This is a genomic window from Mesorhizobium sp. M0045 (assembly GCF_040323385.1).
Taxonomy (GTDB): Bacteria; Pseudomonadota; Alphaproteobacteria; order Rhizobiales; family Rhizobiaceae; genus Mesorhizobium.
In genome coordinates this window covers 130,786-147,215 of sequence record NZ_JAMYUY010000012.1, presented here as the reverse complement: position 1 = coordinate 147,215, position 16,430 = coordinate 130,786, and the positions used below count along the sequence as shown (strand labels likewise).

14 protein-coding genes are annotated in these 16,430 nt (G+C 62.1%); 11 read left to right on the top strand and 3 right to left on the bottom strand.

Features of this window, described 5'->3' with window-relative positions:
* Positions 1-136 precede the first annotated feature (136 nt).
* Both glmS and NKJ72_RS19870 read left to right on the top strand, forming a co-directional pair.
* A complete protein-coding gene (glmS, locus tag NKJ72_RS19875; protein ID WP_352479018.1) occupies positions 137-1,960 on the top strand; it encodes a glutamine--fructose-6-phosphate transaminase (isomerizing) in 1,824 nt (607 codons plus the stop codon).
* Between the two features lie 80 nt (positions 1,961-2,040).
* Positions 2,041-2,793 carry a DUF502 domain-containing protein gene (locus tag NKJ72_RS19870; protein ID WP_352479017.1) on the top strand — a complete coding sequence of 251 codons (753 nt, stop codon included), beginning with the start codon at positions 2,041-2,043 and terminating at the stop codon, positions 2,791-2,793.
* Here the strand turns inward: NKJ72_RS19870 and recG are convergent.
* Positions 2,745-4,853: an ATP-dependent DNA helicase RecG gene (recG, locus tag NKJ72_RS19865; protein WP_352479016.1), complete on the bottom strand. Its 2,109-nt coding sequence runs from the start codon at positions 4,851-4,853 to the stop codon at positions 2,745-2,747. The genes NKJ72_RS19870 and recG overlap by 49 nt on opposite strands.
* 91 nt (positions 4,854-4,944) lie before the next feature.
* On the opposite strand from recG, the gene NKJ72_RS19860 reads away from it, so the two are divergent.
* The 6 genes from NKJ72_RS19860 (at position 4,945) to NKJ72_RS19835 (ending at position 12,075) form a co-directional block, all read left to right on the top strand.
* Positions 4,945-5,232, top strand: coding sequence for an FAD assembly factor SdhE (locus NKJ72_RS19860; RefSeq protein WP_352479015.1), 288 nt, complete (start codon positions 4,945-4,947; stop codon positions 5,230-5,232).
* A 13-nt stretch (positions 5,233-5,245) separates the two neighbouring features.
* Positions 5,246-8,743 (top strand): transcription-repair coupling factor, encoded by a 3,498-nt coding sequence (gene mfd / locus NKJ72_RS19855; RefSeq protein WP_352479014.1) that lies wholly within the window; start codon positions 5,246-5,248, stop codon positions 8,741-8,743.
* Positions 8,744-8,922: 179 nt separating this feature from the next.
* Positions 8,923-10,296, top strand: a complete 1,374-nt coding sequence (locus NKJ72_RS19850) for a class II 3-deoxy-7-phosphoheptulonate synthase (protein ID WP_254820158.1) — start codon at positions 8,923-8,925, stop codon at positions 10,294-10,296.
* A gap of 125 nt (positions 10,297-10,421) precedes the next feature.
* A complete protein-coding gene (locus tag NKJ72_RS19845) occupies positions 10,422-10,841 on the top strand; it encodes a GFA family protein (protein ID WP_352479013.1) in 420 nt (139 codons plus the stop codon).
* Positions 10,842-10,918: 77 nt separating this feature from the next.
* On the top strand, positions 10,919-11,278 hold the full coding sequence (locus tag NKJ72_RS19840) for a diacylglycerol kinase (RefSeq protein WP_254820160.1): 360 nt from the start codon (positions 10,919-10,921) through the stop codon (positions 11,276-11,278).
* Between the two features lie 101 nt (positions 11,279-11,379).
* Positions 11,380-12,075: a hemerythrin domain-containing protein gene (locus NKJ72_RS19835; protein WP_352479012.1), complete on the top strand. Its 696-nt coding sequence runs from the start codon at positions 11,380-11,382 to the stop codon at positions 12,073-12,075.
* Here NKJ72_RS19835 and NKJ72_RS19830 read toward each other — a convergent pair.
* Both NKJ72_RS19830 and NKJ72_RS19825 read right to left on the bottom strand, forming a co-directional pair.
* A complete protein-coding gene (locus NKJ72_RS19830) occupies positions 11,970-12,557 on the bottom strand; it encodes a DedA family protein (RefSeq protein WP_352479011.1) in 588 nt (195 codons plus the stop codon). The genes NKJ72_RS19835 and NKJ72_RS19830 overlap by 106 nt on opposite strands.
* On the bottom strand, positions 12,554-13,117 hold the full coding sequence (locus NKJ72_RS19825; protein WP_352479010.1) for a DUF1003 domain-containing protein: 564 nt from the start codon (positions 13,115-13,117) through the stop codon (positions 12,554-12,556). The genes NKJ72_RS19830 and NKJ72_RS19825 overlap by 4 nt, the downstream gene beginning before the upstream one ends.
* A gap of 83 nt (positions 13,118-13,200) precedes the next feature.
* Here NKJ72_RS19825 and NKJ72_RS19820 point away from each other — a divergent pair, with 83 nt between their 5' ends.
* The 3 genes from NKJ72_RS19820 (at position 13,201) to NKJ72_RS19810 (ending at position 16,102) form a co-directional block, all read left to right on the top strand.
* The gene (locus NKJ72_RS19820) at positions 13,201-13,914 is read left to right on the top strand and encodes a DNA-3-methyladenine glycosylase I (RefSeq protein WP_352479009.1); all 714 of its coding nucleotides are present in this window, start codon (positions 13,201-13,203) and stop codon (positions 13,912-13,914) included.
* Positions 13,915-13,979: 65 nt separating this feature from the next.
* Positions 13,980-15,662, top strand: coding sequence for an NAD+ synthase (locus NKJ72_RS19815; RefSeq protein WP_352479008.1), 1,683 nt, complete (start codon positions 13,980-13,982; stop codon positions 15,660-15,662).
* Between the two features lie 26 nt (positions 15,663-15,688).
* Positions 15,689-16,102, top strand: coding sequence for a GNAT family N-acetyltransferase (locus NKJ72_RS19810; RefSeq protein ID WP_352479007.1), 414 nt, complete (start codon positions 15,689-15,691; stop codon positions 16,100-16,102).
* Positions 16,103-16,430: the final 328 nt, after the last annotated feature.

Genomic DNA, 16,430 nt, shown 5'->3' with positions numbered 1-16,430 from the left:
GCAAGTGCGCCCTGTCATGGTGCATCTGTGCAGGACAGTCCGGCTGATACCGGACGAAATGGAATGTGATTTTTCGCGACGGCCCGGCAGTCTCTAAATGGCGCCGGGTTTGAGGTCGGAATCGGGGGCAGGCGCGATGTGCGGTATCGTTGGAATTGTCGGTAACTCGCCGGTCGCGCCGCTTATCGTCGATGCGTTGAAAAGGCTCGAATATCGCGGCTATGACTCGGCCGGCGTCGCCACGATCGAGCACGGCAGGCTTGACCGCCGCCGCGCCGAGGGCAAGCTGGTCAATCTCGAGCGCCGGCTGAAGGACGAACCGCTCGACGGCATGATCGGCATCGGCCACACGCGCTGGGCCACGCATGGCGTTCCGAACGAGAGCAATGCGCATCCGCATTTTTCCGACGGCGTCGCCATCGTCCATAACGGCATCATCGAGAATTTCGCCGAATTGCGCGACGAGCTGATGCGCGACGGCTACAGCTTCGCCTCACAGACCGATACCGAAGTCGTCGCGCATCTGGTGGCGCGCGAACTGGCCAGGGGGCTGAAGCCGGTCGAGGCGGCGCATAAGGCGCTGAAGCGGCTGGAAGGCGCCTTTGCGCTCGCCATCATGTTCAAGGGCGACGAGGATTTGATCGTCGGCGCGCGCAATGGCCCGCCGCTCGCCGTCGGTCACGGCGACGGCCAGATGTTCCTTGGCTCCGACGCCATCGCGCTTGCCCCGTTCACCAATTCGATCACCTATCTGGAAGACGGCGACTGGGCGGTAGTGCGCCGCAACGAGGTCGATATTTTCGACATGGGCGGCAACAAGGTCGACCGCAAACGCCAACAGTCGCTCAGCACGAGCTTCATGGTCGACAAAGGCAACCGCCGCCATTTCATGGAAAAGGAAATCCATGAGCAGCCGGAAGTGATCTCGCACACGCTGGCGCATTATGTCGATTTCGTCGGTTGCGCCTCGAAGCCGCTGGCTCTGCCGTTCGATTTCGCCAAGATCGACCGGCTGGCGATTTCGGCCTGTGGCACCGCCTATCTCGCCGGGCTCATCAGCAAATACTGGTTCGAGCGCTATGCGCGGCTGCCGGTCGACATCGATGTCGCTTCGGAGTTCCGCTACCGCGAGATGCCGCTGTCGAAGAACGATGCCGCTTTCTTCATCTCGCAATCGGGTGAGACCGCCGACACGCTGGCATCGCTGCGCTACTGCCGCAAGGCTGGCATGAAGATCGGCGCGGTCGTCAATGTGCGCGAATCGACCATGGCGCGCGAATCCGACGTCATCCTGCCGACATTGGCCGGCCCGGAGATCGGCGTCGCCTCGACCAAGGCGTTCACCTGCCAACTTTCCGTGCTGGCCTCGCTGGCGGTGCGGGCCGGCGTGGCGCGCGGAACGATTTCGCATGAGCACGAGAAAACGCTGATACGCGAGTTGTCGGAAGCGCCGCGTTATGCCAACCAGGTGCTAAAGCTCGACGGGCAGATTGAAAAGATCGCGCGCGACCTCTCGCACTACAAGAACGTGCTTTATCTCGGCCGCGACACCAATTTTCCGCTGGCCATGGAAGGTGCGCTGAAGCTCAAGGAGATTTCCTATATCCATGCCGAAGGATATGCTGCCGGCGAGCTGAAGCACGGGCCGATTGCGCTGATCGACGAGAACATGCCCGTCATCGTCATCGCCCCGCATGACCGCATCTTCGAAAAGACAGTGTCGAACATGCAGGAGGTGGCGGCGCGCGGCGGCAAGATCATCCTGATCACTGACGGCAAGGGCGCGGCGCACGCTACGGTGAAGACGATGGAGACGATCGTTTTGCCGGACGTGCCGGAAATCATCTCGCCGATCATCTACGCGCTGCCGATCCAGATGCTCGCCTACTTCACCGCCGTGTTCATGGGTACGGACGTCGACCAGCCTCGCAACCTGGCGAAATCGGTAACGGTGGAATAGGTCTCGTTTAAAAACTTCGCCATTCCAAAGCGCCTTCGGGTTCAGTAGTGTCGCGCTGCAAACACACGCTGCGGTGAACCATGTCGGATGCTCTCAAGACCTCAGGCATGACCCGGCTGAGAAACTATTTCCTGACCGGCTTCGTTGTTTGCGCGCCGCTCGCGATTACCGCCTACATTGCCTGGTCGCTTATCGGCTGGGTCGATTCCTGGGTCAAACCCTACATTCCGGTACGCTACAATCCGGACACCTACCTGCCGTTTCCAGTGCCGGGCTTTGGGCTGATCGTTGCCCTGATCCTCATCACTTTCATCGGCTTTATGACCGCCAATATCGTTGGCCGCGCCATCGTCAACTTCGGCGAGCGCCTGCTTGGTCGCATGCCGCTGGTGCGCGGCATCTACCGTTCGCTGAAGCAGATTTTCGAGACCGTGCTGTCGAACAAGGGCGACATGTTCCGCCAGGTCGGGTTGGTCGAATATCCGCGCAAAGGGGTCTGGTCGCTTGTCTTCGTCGCCAGCGAGAAGGAAACCGAGATCAACCAGAAGCTCGACCGGGAAGGCGATCCGCTGATTGCCGTATTCATGCCGTGTACGCCCAACCCGACGACAGGCTTTCTGATGTATGTGCCGAAATCCGACATCGTATCGCTCGACATGACGATCGAGGACGGAGCCAAGCTGATCGTGTCGGCCGGCCTGGTGGCGCCAGCGGTCAAAATGATGACGGTGAACGGCGAGCAGATCCACGGCGCGCTTGCCAATCCTCCGCTCGACACGATGCCTCAGCCGGCACGCAGGAGCCGCACGGCCTCGTCGCGGCCGAACAGATAGAGCAACAGGCGCAGCGCCGTGCCGCGTTCGGACTGCAGTTCCGGATCGCGCGACAGGATCAGCCGCGCATCGTCGCGAGCGGCCTCGAGCAGGTCGGCATGCACCTCGATGCGCGCCACCTGGAAGCCCGGCGTGCCGGACTGGCGGGTGCCGAGCAACTCGCCTTCGCCGCGCAGCTTCAGATCCTCTTCGGCGATACGGAAACCGTCCTCGGTCTCGCGCATCACCGACAAACGGCGTTTTGCCGTCTCGCCAAGCGGGTCCTTGTAGAGCAGCACGCAGGATGAAGGCTTGTCGCCACGCCCGACCCGGCCGCGCAATTGGTGCAACTGGGCGAGGCCAAAGCGCTCGGCATGCTCGATGACCATGATCGTCGCATCAGGCACATCGACGCCTACCTCGATGACCGTGGTGGCGATCAGGATACGGGTGTCGCCCTGTTTAAAGGCGCGCATCGCCTCGTCCTTGTCGGTGCCTTTCATGCGGCCGTGCACCAGGCCGATGCGGTCGCCGAACAGCGGCTTCAGCGAGGCAAAACGGTCCTCGGCCGACATCAGCTTGATCTCCTCGGATTCCTCGACCAACGGACAGATCCAGTAGATTTTCTGGTCATCGGCGACAGCGTCGAGCATGCGTCCGATCAGTTCGTCGAGCCGTTCAAGCGGCAAGGTGACGGTGCGGATCGGCTGGCGGCCGGCCGGCTTTTCCGTCAGCTTCGACACATCCATGTCGCCGAATGCAGTCAGCACCAGCGTTCGCGGTATCGGCGTTGCTGTCATTACGAGCATGTCGGGCGCATCGCCCTTGGCGGTAATGGCAAGGCGCTGGTGGACGCCGAAACGGTGCTGCTCGTCGACGACGGCGAACACGAGGTCACGGAACGTCACTGTCTCCTGGAACAGCGCATGGGTGCCGACGACGATGTCGATGTCGCCATTGGCCAGCCCGGTCAGCGTGTCGGCGCGCTCGCGGCCCTTTTCGCGGCCGGTGAGGATGGCGACGCGCAGGCCGGCCCGTTCCGCCAACGGCGCAATAGTTGCCAGATGCTGGCGCGCCAAGATTTCGGTCGGCGCCATCAATGCCGCCTGGCCGCCGGCCTCGACGGCACGCGCCATGGCAAGCAGCGCGACCACCGTCTTGCCGGAGCCGACATCGCCCTGCAAAAGGCGCAGCATGCGTTCGGGGTCACCGAGATCGGCGTTGATTTCGGCAAGCGCCATTTCCTGCGACATGGTCAGCGAATAGGGGAGTGCCACGCGCAGTTGTTCGACTATGCGGCCGTCGCCGACGAGTGGCCGGCCCGATAATCGGCGGACCTTGGCCCGCACCAGCGCCAGCGATACCTGGCTGGCCAGGAACTCGTCATAGGCAAGGCGCCGCCATGCCGCGCCGTCGACAGAGACGTCGATCGGGTCGGCAGGATGGTGGATGCGGTTGAGCGCATCGCCGAAAGCGGGAAAGGCGTGGCGGCGCCAGAACTCGCCGTCCTGCCACTCGGGCAGCACCGGCAGGCGGCCCAGCGCCTGGCCGATGGCCCGACGCAGCACCTTGGCCGAGAGCCCGGCGGTCAGCGGATAGACCGGCTCGACCAACGGCAGGTTTTCCGCGTCGCCGGCAAGTGCGATATGGTCGGGGTGAACCATGGTCGGGCGGCCGTTGAACCATTCCATGCGGCCTGAGACGACGACATGCTCGCCTACGGGCATTGCTTTTTCGAGATAGGCGGCATGGGCATGGAAGAAAGTCAGCGCGATCTCGCCAGTGTCGTCATGGGCGTAGACCCGGTACGGGACCGACCTGTTGCCGCGTGGGGGCGGCTGGTGGCGGTCGATGCGTACGTCGAGTGTGACAATGGCGCCCTCGGCCGAACCAGCGATGCCCGGCCGGTTGCGGCGGTCGATGACAGTATGCGGCAGCACGAACAAGAGGTCCCCGGCGCGCGCGGTCCGGTCGCCGACGTCGGCCGTCACGACTTTCTCGATCAGCGCACCAACCTTCGGCCCGACGCCGGCAAGCGATGTGATCGGGACAAACAAAGGGTCGAGGAGGGAGGGACGCATGATGTCAGCTTATGTTGCGCCGGCCGTAGCGCAAGGCTGACACCGACTTCTATCCACGCTATATGCGCCGCCTGGGCAAGGATGTTGCACGATGACCGGAACGAAACTATCCAGCGAGGGCCTCGATGCCCGCCGCCGCAAGCTTCTGTTTCGTTCGTGGCACCGCGGCATGCGTGAGATGGACCTTATACTCGGCAGCTTCGCCGATGCCGAGATCGGCGCCTTGACCGGCGACGAAATCGACCAATATGAGAGGCTCCTCGACATTCCCGACACCGAATTCCTGCCCATCGTCACCGGCGAGCGCCCGATCCCGGCGACTATCGATTGTGCCGTCCTGCAAAAAATCCTGGCCTCGCGCCGGCCCCTGACCTTCTGAACAACGTGTAGCCATGAGCCTTATTCCTACGATCGGTCTGCCGAAAGGCCGCGCCGGCCAGTTCATTGTCGATGGCGTCGCCGACGGCTACGAAGCCTTTGCGCTGGTGCAGGCTGCGCGCGAGATCGCACCGGACAAGCCGGTGCTGTTCGTGGCCCGCGACGGCCAGCGCCTGCCGGCGATCGTCGAGGCGCTTGCCTTTGCCGCGCCGGGCCTGCCGGTGCTGGAACTGCCGGCTTGGGATTGCCTGCCTTACGACCGTGTCTCGCCCGGCGCCGATGCCGCCGCAAGGCGGCTCGATGCACTGGCTGCAATGATTGCGCTGGTGAAGAAGCCGCACCGCGCCGTCGTCCTCACCACCGCGAATGCGCTGTTGCAACGCATTCCGCCGGCTGAACTCGTCGAGGCGCAGACCTTCCACGCCAAACCGGGCAACCAGATAGACATGAACGTGCTGGTGTCGCGGCTGGAGAATTCCGGCTTCGAGCGAGTGCCGACGGTGCGCGGTATCGGCGAATTCGCGGTGCGCGGCGGCATTCTCGATCTCTTCGCGCCCGGCTGGACTGAGGCGCTGCGCCTCGATTTCTTCGGCGATACGCTGGAATCGATCCGCGTCTTCGATACCGCAACACAGCGCACCACCGGCCAGCGCAAGTCGATGGCGCTACAGGCGATGAGCGAGGTGGCGCTGACGCCAGAGACGATCAGCCGCTTCCGCCGCGCCTACATCGAAGCCTTTGGCGCGCCCTCGCGCGACGATGGGCTCTATGCGGCGGTCAGCGAGGGCAGGCGGTTTGCCGGCATGGAGCACTGGCTGCCGTTCTTCTATGAGCGGCTGGAAACCGTGTTCGATTACCTGCCGGATGCGCCCGTGGTGTTTGATCATCTGGCGCATGAGGCACTGGCCGAGCGCCATGCGCTGATCCTCGATCATTATGAGGTGCGCAAAAAACAGGCCGACGGCGCCTTGAAGGATGCCGTGCCCTACAAGCCGGTGTCGCCGGATTTGCTTTATCTGTCGCCCGAGAACCTGATTGCTTCGCTTGGCCCGCGCGAAGCGATAGACTTCACGTCCTTCGATGCGCCCGATGCCGGTGCGAAAAAGGTGCTCCATGCCGGCGCGCGCCATGGTCGCAGCTTCGTCGAGGAGCGCGCCGACCCTAACGCCAACGTCTTCGACGTCGTCGTAAAACACATTTCCGACGAGCGCGCTGTAGGCCGCCGTGTCATCGTCGCCGGCTGGACTGAAGGTTCGCTCGACCGGCTCGGCCAAATCCTGGCCGAGCATCATCTTGGCAATCTGAGGCCGGTGGCGACGCTTGCCGAAGCCGAAAAGCTTGAGCCAGGGCAAGCGGGACTGGCCGTGCTGCCGCTCGAATCCGGCTTCGAGACGGAGAAACTGATCGTCGTCGCCGAGCAGGACATTCTCGGCGACCGACTGATCCGGCGCTCGAAGCGCAAGAAGCGCGCGTCCGACTTCATCGCAGAGGCTTCGGCATTGTCCTCAGGCGATATCGTCGTCCATGCCGACCATGGCATTGGCCGCTTCATCGGGCTGCGCACCATCGAGGCGCTCGGTGCGCCGCACGATTGCCTCGAAATCCACTATGCCGGCGACGATCGGCTGTTCTTGCCGGTGGAAAACATCGAGTTGCTGTCGCGCTATGGCTCGGATTCGGCCGAGGCGACACTCGACAAGCTTGGCGGCGGCGCCTGGCAATCGCGCAAGGCACGGCTGAAGAAACGCCTGCTCGACATGGCCGGGCAGCTGATCCGCATCGCCGCCGAGCGACAAATGCGGGCCGCACCGGCGCTGCTGCCGGCGGAAGGCCTCTATGGCGAGTTTGCAGCGCGTTTCCCCTATGAGGAAACCGACGACCAGCAAACGGCGATCGATTCGGTCAGGGATGATCTGGGCGCAGGAAAGCCGATGGACCGGCTGATCTGCGGCGATGTCGGCTTCGGGAAGACCGAAGTCGCGCTTCGTGCTGCCTTCATCGCGGCGATGGAAGGCTTTCAGGTCGCGGTGGTGGTGCCGACGACATTGTTGTCGCGCCAGCATTTCAAGACCTTCTCGCAGCGCTTCTCCGGCCTGCCGATCCGCGTCGCCCAGGCCTCGCGGCTGGTCGGCGCCAAGGAACTGGCCGAGGCCAAGAAGGGCGTCGCCGAAGGCCAAGTCGACATTGTCATCGGCACGCACGCACTGCTCGGCTCCTCGATCTCGTTCAAGAATCTCGGCCTGCTGATCATCGACGAGGAGCAGCATTTCGGCGTCAAGCACAAGGAGCGGCTGAAGGATCTCAAGACCGACGTCCACGTTCTGACGCTGTCTGCGACGCCGATCCCGCGAACGCTGCAGCTTGCCTTGACCGGGGTGCGTGAGCTGTCGCTGATCGCCACGCCGCCGGTCGATCGCATGGCCGTGCGTACCTTCATCTCCCCCTTCGATCCGCTGGTCATCCGCGAGACGCTGCTGCGCGAGCGCTACCGTGGCGGCCATTCTTTCTATGTCGTACCGCGCATCAGCGATCTCGCGGAAATCCATGATTTCCTGCGCGAATCCGTGCCTGAGCTGAAAGTTGCCGTGGCCCATGGTCAGATGCCGCCCGGCGAACTCGACGACATCATGAACGCCTTCTATGACGGCCAGTACGATGTGCTTTTGTCGACCACAATCGTCGAATCCGGCCTCGATATTCCGACTGCCAATACGCTGATCGTACACCGCGCCGATATGTTCGGCCTGTCTCAGCTCTATCAGCTGCGCGGGCGCGTCGGCCGCTCTAAGGTGCGCGCCTACGCGCTGTTCACGCTGCCCGCCAACCGCAAGCTCACCGATACAGCCGAGCGCCGGCTGAAAGTGCTGCAGTCGCTCGATACGCTAGGCGCCGGTTTCCAGCTGGCCAGCCACGACCTCGACATTCGCGGCGCCGGCAATCTGCTTGGCGAAGAGCAGTCGGGCCACATCAAGGAGGTCGGCTTCGAGCTCTACCAGCAGATGCTGGAGGAGGCAGTTGCCGAAGTGAAGGATTCCGGCGAGGTGCAGGACGGCGGCTGGTCGCCGCAGATCGCCGTCGGCACGGCGGTGATGATCCCGGAAAGCTATGTCCCGGATCTGCAGCTCAGGCTGGCGCTCTATCGCCGCCTTGGCGATCTCGAAAACACTGAAGAGATCGACGCTTTTGGCGCCGAGCTTATCGACCGTTTCGGGCCGCTGCCGGAAGAGGTGAAGCATTTATTGAAGATCGTCTTCATCAAGGCACTTTGCCGCAAGGCCAATGTCGAAAAACTCGATGCCGGACCGAAAGGCGTCGTCATCCATTTCCGCAAGCGCGAATTCCCCAATCCGGTCGGGCTGGTCAAACTCATCGGCGAACAGGGTTCGCTGGCCAAGATCCGGCCGGACCAGAGCGTCGTCTTCAGCCGCGACTGGCCGACGCCCGAAAAGCGGCTGGCAGGCTCAGCGGTTGTGATGACGCAGCTGGCACGGCTGGTGGAGAAGGCTGCGTAGCAAGGTATCGCTGGTGCTCTGGACCATGACGGCGCTGGTACTTTCGCCCCGCCGTGCCATTCGCCAGCGCTGAGATTCCGGTCTAGAATAGGAATTCGGCTTCGTGTATGCAGCCGCGACCCCATATGGGGCGGATTGGCGGGCGATGGCGTCCGCGTGAAAGAGCGTTAGGTGCTTCGATGACGAAATGGTCGCCGAATTCGTGGAGAGCTAAGCCGATCCAGCAGGTTCCTGCCTATCCGGACCTTGCCGCGCTGAGGAACACGGAAGCCCAGCTCGCCACCTTTCCGCCGCTGGTTTTTGCAGGTGAGGCACGCAAGCTGAAGAAGCAGCTTGCAGCCGTCGCTGCCGGTGACGCATTCCTTCTGCAGGGCGGCGATTGCGCCGAGAGCTTCGCCGAACATGGCGCGGACAACATCCGCGACTTCTTCCGCGTCTTCCTGCAGATGTCGGTGGTACTGACCTTCGCCGGCGCTCAACCGGTGGTGAAGGTCGGCCGTGTCGCCGGCCAGTTCGCCAAGCCGCGCTCGTCCGACAATGAGACCAAGGGCGGTGTGACGCTGCCCAGCTATCGCGGCGACATCATCAACGGCATCGAGTTCGATGCCAAGTCGCGTATTCCCGATCCTGCAAGACAGGAGATGGCGTACCGCCAGTCGGCGGCGACGCTCAACCTTTTGCGTGCGTTCGCCCAGGGCGGCTACGCCAGCCTGGAGAACGTGCATCAATGGATGCTCGGGTTCGTCTCCGACAGCCCGCAGGGCGAGAAATACGAATCGCTCGCCAACCGCATCACCGAGACGATGGACTTCATGAAGGCCGTCGGCATCACCTCGGAGACCAATTATGCGCTGCGCGAGACCGATTTCTATACCAGCCATGAGGCGCTGCTGCTCGGTTATGAAGAGGCGCTGACTCGCGTCGATTCGACCTCGGGCGACTGGTACGCCACCTCTGGCCACATGATCTGGATCGGCGATCGCACGCGCCAACCCGACCATGCGCATGTGGAATATTGCCGTGGCATCAAGAACCCGCTGGGGCTGAAATGCGGGCCGTCGCTGACGCCCGACGGCCTGTTGCAGCTCATCGATCTGCTCAATCCGGAGAACGAGCCCGGCCGGCTGACGCTGATCGCTCGTTTCGGCTCCGATAAGGTCGCCGACCATCTGCCGAAGCTGGTGCGAGCGGTACAGAAGGAAGGCCGCAGTGTGGTGTGGTCTTCCGACCCGATGCATGGCAATACGATCGAGGCCGCCGGCTACAAGACACGGCCGTTCGACCGCATCCTGAAGGAGGTGCAGACGTTCTTCGAGGTGCACCGCGCCGAAGGCACGCATCCCGGCGGCATTCACATCGAGATGACAGGCAAGAACGTTACCGAATGCACCGGTGGTGCCCGCGCCATCACCGCCGAAGAATTGCAGGATCGCTACCACACCCATTGCGATCCGCGCCTCAACGCCGATCAGGCGATCGAGTTGGCGTTCCTGGTGTCCGATCTGCTCAAGAAGAGCCATCCGGTCCAGCACAAGCAGGCCGTCAACGGCTGATTAGAACGTATTCGATCATCGAGGTGGTCAGCGAAACGCGTCCGGCCGGTGTCGCATTTGCTCGTGCCTGACGCACGCAAAACTGGAATCCTGCGAAGCGACGGCAATTGCATCGGGAGGCCGATATGGCTGACAGTCACACCGGATCATGCTTGTGCGGGGCAGTGCGGTTCCAGACACGAGGACCGCTGCGCGGTGTTATCTACTGCCATTGCTCGCAGTGCCGGAAGCAGAGCGGGCATTTTTATGCTGCAACCAATGTTGCCGACCCCGACATCACAATCACGGGCGCGGACAGCATCACCTGGTACGAGGCATCTTCGTTTGCCAGACGTGGCTTCTGCAAGACATGCGGCTCGCTGCTGTTCTGGAAGCCGACCGATGATGGCTATGTTTCAGTCCTGGCCGGGCTGTTCGACGCGCCAACCGGACTTCAAGGGGAATGTCACATCTTCGTCGGCGACAAGGGCGACTATTACGCGGTCGACGACGGGCTGCCGCAGTTCGAGAAGTCAACGCCGTCGATCAAGGTGGCAGGCGACTGATTTTTGAAGAGGTCGCCTTATTCCCTTGGTGCAGCCATTGCGCTAATCCCCTGCCGGTGATTCCGAAGGGTTTTGGCATGCAGCGGCTGATCGACGCTTTTTACAACTCGGTGCGGGCGTTTCGCAAACTGGCCGCCAGCGAGGAGGCCTTCCAGCTCGAGCTGACGCTGCTTGTGCTTGCCTTGCCGCTCGGCTGGTTCCTTTCGGAATCGTGGCGCGGCTATGCGCTGCTGATCGGCGCGGTGCTGCTCATGATCATGATCGAGGTGCTGAACACCGGCATCGAGGCGGCATGCGACGCGTTCAGCCGTGAATTCAACATCGATATCCAACTGGCCAAGGATTGCGGTTCGCTGGCGGTGCTTATTTCGGTGGTAATCGCTGCAGGCGTCTGGGGCGTCGCGATCGTCGAGCGGATCCTCGGGGTACCGATCTGACGTTTCAGACACTACATGCCGTCACTGCATTTCTCGTTTGACCATGATCTTTTCCGAAAAACCGGTACCACTTTTCGGGATCATGGTCTGAGGGAACCGACATGACCGATACCGCCGGATTTCTGCTGCTTGAACGTGAGGGCCTGCCGGACGATCTGCGCTGGCTGGCCGAAAAATATCCGCGCGAGATCTGGCAGGCGCATGCCAACATTCACGGCGTGGCCAATATGTGGCTGCAGCGGCACGATATGTTCCGCGAGCTTGGCGACATGCTCACCAGTGGTATCGGCGATTATCGAGAAGGTAGGCTGAACGCGCCGGAATTCGCGCGCTGGTTCGCGCCGCGCCTCAACCATTTCCTCGGCAATCTCGACGGCCATCACAATGTCGAGGACCATCATTATTTCCCGGTCTTCGCCAGGGCCGAGACCCGTCTGAAGCGCGGCTTCGAGATTCTCGATGCCGATCACCACACAATCCATGAGGGACTGGAGCGCAATGCCGAGGCGGCAAATGCCTTCATCCGCACGCTTCAGGAGAGCGAGGTCAAGCAGCGCTTCGCCGCCGACACCTATGCCGACGAGAACAGCCGGCTGATCGCCATGCTGACCAGGCATCTTGCCGACGAGGAAGACCTGATCATCCCGCTGATCCTGGAAAGGGCGACCGTGCGCTCGGCACAGATTGACGATCAGCTTCCCCTGCGAAGCTCCTTCTTGGCGAGGAAGTGCGACGCCAGCCAGCCGAGGATAGCCACAACCAGGCCGATTGCCAGAGCGATCAGCAGCCGCTCGTGACGGGCCAGCGCCTGGCCGACGATGCGCTCGGCACCCAGCCCGAACACATAACCGACCGTGCAGAACAGCGCCGCCCAGACCACCGATGAGATGGCGTTGAGGATGGCGAAACGCGACGCGGCAATGCCGGACAGCCCCGCCGCGATACCACCGACCAGGCGCAGGCCATAGATGTAGCGGTTCGACAGCACGAAGATGTTGGGATGAGAGGTGACGAGACGATAGGCGTGGCTGAAGCCCGGCCGGGCACGGAGCCTGATCACGAATTTATGGTCGGCGAAGCTCCGCCCCAAGATGAAGAAGAACGTGTCGCCACCGAAAGCGCCGAGCGCTGCCGCGAGGAAAGCCTGCCACAGGACGAAAACATGCTGATGCGCGAAGAAACCGCCAAGGATGGCGGCGCTTTCGCCCTCGGCCACGCAGCCCAGGAAAACCGCGACCAACCCATATTGCTCAATGAGACGATGGATGGCTTCCGTCATGAAGACGTTCGCTGCTTCGACAGAATGCCGTCGATGCGCTTCACCTGCTCGGCCAGCCGGGCGATCTCGTCTCGCATGCCGATGATCTGGCTGTGGCGCAGTTCGTCGAGCTTTTCGTGTAACGCCATGATCTCGATCTCGGCCTTGAGGTTAACCTCATAGTCGTGGGCGGCGTCGATTCGATCGCGCTCGGTCTGGCGGTTCTGCGCCATCATGATCACTGGCGCCTGCAGGGCGGCAACCATGGAAAGCACGAGATTGAGGAAGATGAATGGATAGGGATCGAAGGCGGCGCTCGACAAGAGCCAGACATTGCCTGCCGTCCACAGGATCAGGAAGCCAATGAATGCCAGGATGAAGGACCACGAGCCGCCGATCCGGGCGATGGTGTCGGCCAGGCGATCTCCAAACGTCTGGTGAAAGGCGACGGCCTTGTTGGTGTCCTTGGAGATCGTGGTGCGCTCGAGCGTAGATTGCAGTACCCGGCTTTCGAGCGCGCTGAGGCCGTCCGGCTTTCGCTTCAGCCAGCGGCTTGCCAGGTCCTCGATCGTTTTGTTCATCGTCGCCTCCGTCGTCAGCGATGAGGTAGAAGCTGCCGGTTCATACGAGAAGTGGTAGATTGACGCGATGGGGTCAGGAAACAATGGTGGATTTTCAGAAAATTCGCGCCCGTGCAGCGAAACGCAAAGGCGGTGAGGCAGCCCTCACGTCGCTACTGGGTCCAATGCCTGACAATGCCGCGGTGGCAAAGATTGCGGATGACCGGATCCTATCGACCATGGCCGAGCGGGTCTTTGCCGCCGGCTTTGTCTGGCGCGTCATCGAGCAGAAATGGCCGGGTTTCGAGGAAGCATTTCTTGGCTTCGAGCCGAAGCGGCTGCTGTTCCAGCCTGACGATTTCTGGCACGATCTCACCGCCGACAAGCGCATCGTGCGCAATCCGCAGAAGATCAAATCCGTACGCGACAACGCGGCCTTCGTCGAGCGTGTGTCGAAGGAGCACGGCAGCTTCGGCAAGTTCCTGGCCGATTGGCCGGCGGATGACCAGGTCGGGTTGATGGCCTATCTCGGCAAGCACGGCAGCCGGCTCGGCGGCAATACCGGCCAGTATTTTCTGCGCTGGCTGGAGTGGGACGCTTTTGTTGTCTCGGCCGATATGGCGGCCGCACTGCGCGATGCCGGGCTCGACATTGCGGAGAGCCCGACGTCGAAGACAGATTTGGGCAGGATCCAGGCGCAGATCAACGCCTGGGCGGCGGAAACCGGGCTGCCGCGCCGACACATTTCGCGCATTCTGGCAATGTCGATCGGCGAGAACCATCCGCCGGAAGCCTTGCGCGAATATATGGGCGAATAGGATCGACTGTTTGGTCCAAACGAACGCCATTGCCCGACGAATTTTGCCGCGCTAAACCCACGGGCATGACAGACAAGACCGCTCCAGACATATTGCGCATCGCCGTCGCCCAGCTCAATCCGACGGTCGGCGACGTCGCCGGCAATCTTGCCAAGGCACGCGAGGCGAGGGCGGATGCCGCCCGCCAAGGCGCCGACCTCGTGCTGTTTACCGAGCTTTTCCTTTCCGGCTATCCGCCTGAGGATCTGGTGCTGAAGCCGGCATTCCTGAAGGCGTGCGAGCGGGCGGCGGAGGATTTCGCCGGCGATACCGCCGACGGCGGCCCAGGCTTCATCATCGGCACGCCGTTGAAGCGCAAGACCGGCACGCACAATTCGATCATCTTTGCTGATGGCGGCAAAATCCTTGCCGAACGCTACAAGCTCGATCTGCCGAATTACGGTGAGTTCGACGAGAAGCGCGTCTTCCAGGCCGGCCCCGAGATCCAGGGGCCGGTCAATTTCCGCGGCGTGCGCGTGGGAGTGCCTATCTGCGAAGACATCTGGGGCGAAGTTGCCGTCTGCGAGACGCTGGCCGAAAGCGGCGCCGAAATCCTGCTGGTGCCGAACGGCTCGCCCTACTATCGCGGCAAGGTCGATGTCCGCCACCAGATCGTCATCCGCCAGGTCATCGAATGCGGACTGCCGATCATCTATGCCAACCAGCTTGGCGGCCAGGACGAACTGGTCTTCGACGGCGCATCGTTTGCCATCGGTTCTGACAAGACGCTGGCCTTCCAGATGAGCCAGTTCGAGGAGACGGTCAACGTCACCACCTGGAAGCGAAAGAATGACATCTGGGTCTGCTCTGACGGACCGATGTCGAAAATCCCTGAAAAGGAGGAGGCCGACTATCGCGCCTGCATGTTGGGCTTGCGCGACTACGTCAACAAGAACGGCTTCAAGAATGTCGTGCTTGGCCTTTCCGGCGGCATCGATTCGGCGATCTGCGCGGCACTTGCCGTCGATGCGCTGGGCGAGGAGCGGCTGCGCGCCGTGATGATGCCTTACCGCTACACTTCGAAGGACTCGCTCAAGGACGCCGAGGACTGCGCCCGCGCGCTCGGCTGCCGCTACGATATCGTGCCGATCTTCGAGCCGGTCGAGGGCTTCCTGCACACACTGACGCAGCTTTTCGAGGGCACCAAGGAAGGCATCACCGAGGAAAACCTGCAGAGCCGTGCCCGCGGCACCATCCTGATGGCGATTTCCAACAAGTTCGGCTCGATGGTGGTCACTACCGGCAACAAGAGCGAGATGTCGGTAGGCTATGCCACGCTTTATGGCGACATGAATGGCGGCTTCAATCCGATCAAGGATCTCTACAAGATGCAGGTCTATGCGCTGGCGCGCTGGCGCAACGCGCATGTGCCGCCGGGTGCGCTCGGTCCGTCCGGCGAGGTGATCCCGAATAATATCATCGACAAGGCGCCCTCGGCGGAACTGCGAGAGAACCAGACCGACCAGGATTCGCTGCCGCCCTATCCGGTGCTCGATGACATATTGGAGTGCCTGGTCGAGAACGAGATGGGCGTCGACGAGATCGTTGCGCGCGGCCATGACCGGGCGACGGTGACGCGCGTCGAGCACCTGCTTTACGTCGCCGAATACAAGCGCCGGCAGGCGGCGCCCGGCGTGAAGATCACTAGGAAGAATTTTGGCCGCGACCGCCGCTATCCCATTACCAACCGGTTCAGGGATGGCGGGTAGGCGATTGGCTGCATAACGGTTTAGCCATGGCCAACTTTGAGATCAGCTTTGACATGTCGCAGATCGACTTCCGGGCGACGTCCGACATTTTGAAGGAGAGCTATTGGGGCCGCGGCCGCAGCGATGAACTGCACCGCCGCGCCTTTGCCAACTCACTGTGCGTCGGCGCCTATGTCGGCGGCAATCAGGTCGGCTTTGGTCGGGCGATCACCGACCGTACGGTATTTGCCTATCTCGCCGACATCATCGTCTGGCCCGGGTATCGCGGGCAAGGCATCGGAACCCGGCTTGTCCAGGCGCTTATCGATCATCCGGATTGCAAGACTGTCACGCATTGGAGCCTGTCGACCAACGACGCCCATGCGGTTTACGAGAAGCTCGGCTTCAGACCTTCCACCGACGGCCGCTATATGCGCCTCGACCGTATCACGGCAACCTGAACAGAGGCAGCGCACAACCCGCGATTGTTGCAAAATCGTCTCACTGCTTGGACCAGATGCGCTTTGGGTTATCTACTGACTTGGCGCGGCGTTGAGGCGTCTCTATAAACGCTTTTCCGCGATCCCCTTGGGGAGGACCGAAATGCCAGGATTTGACATCGTTATGCGAGGCCGCGAAGCCTAGGTCTCAATCGGCAAGCAGAAGGTTCTTACCTTTGCGGCGAAGCCGAGCTGGGAACAGGCGTTCGTCGATGCCGGTCGCCGCCCGTATTCGGGCGAGCCGCCAATTCCTTGGGTGTTAATTCGCCCGACGCGGTTTTTTCAATTT

Excerpts from the sequence above, each read along its gene's own strand:
- NKJ72_RS19815 (WP_352479008.1), top strand. The coding sequence starts at position 13,980 with ATGACAGACAAGACCGCTCCAGACATATTGCGCATCGCCGTCGCCCAG.
- NKJ72_RS19820 (WP_352479009.1), top strand. The coding sequence starts at position 13,201 with ATGGTGGATTTTCAGAAAATTCGCGCCCGTGCAGCGAAACGCAAAGGC.
- NKJ72_RS19835 (WP_352479012.1), top strand. The coding sequence starts at position 11,380 with ATGACCGATACCGCCGGATTTCTGCTGCTTGAACGTGAGGGCCTGCCG.
- NKJ72_RS19825 (WP_352479010.1), bottom strand. The coding sequence starts at position 13,117 with ATGAACAAAACGATCGAGGACCTGGCAAGCCGCTGGCTGAAGCGAAAG.
- NKJ72_RS19850 (WP_254820158.1), top strand. The coding sequence starts at position 8,923 with ATGACGAAATGGTCGCCGAATTCGTGGAGAGCTAAGCCGATCCAGCAG.
- NKJ72_RS19830 (WP_352479011.1), bottom strand. The coding sequence starts at position 12,557 with ATGACGGAAGCCATCCATCGTCTCATTGAGCAATATGGGTTGGTCGCG.
- NKJ72_RS19870 (WP_352479017.1), top strand. The coding sequence starts at position 2,041 with ATGTCGGATGCTCTCAAGACCTCAGGCATGACCCGGCTGAGAAACTAT.
- NKJ72_RS19810 (WP_352479007.1), top strand. The coding sequence starts at position 15,689 with ATGGCCAACTTTGAGATCAGCTTTGACATGTCGCAGATCGACTTCCGG.
- recG (WP_352479016.1), bottom strand. The coding sequence starts at position 4,853 with ATGCGTCCCTCCCTCCTCGACCCTTTGTTTGTCCCGATCACATCGCTT.
- glmS (WP_352479018.1), top strand. The coding sequence starts at position 137 with ATGTGCGGTATCGTTGGAATTGTCGGTAACTCGCCGGTCGCGCCGCTT.
- NKJ72_RS19860 (WP_352479015.1), top strand. The coding sequence starts at position 4,945 with ATGACCGGAACGAAACTATCCAGCGAGGGCCTCGATGCCCGCCGCCGC.
- NKJ72_RS19845 (WP_352479013.1), top strand. The coding sequence starts at position 10,422 with ATGGCTGACAGTCACACCGGATCATGCTTGTGCGGGGCAGTGCGGTTC.
- NKJ72_RS19840 (WP_254820160.1), top strand. The coding sequence starts at position 10,919 with ATGCAGCGGCTGATCGACGCTTTTTACAACTCGGTGCGGGCGTTTCGC.
- mfd (WP_352479014.1), top strand. The coding sequence starts at position 5,246 with ATGAGCCTTATTCCTACGATCGGTCTGCCGAAAGGCCGCGCCGGCCAG.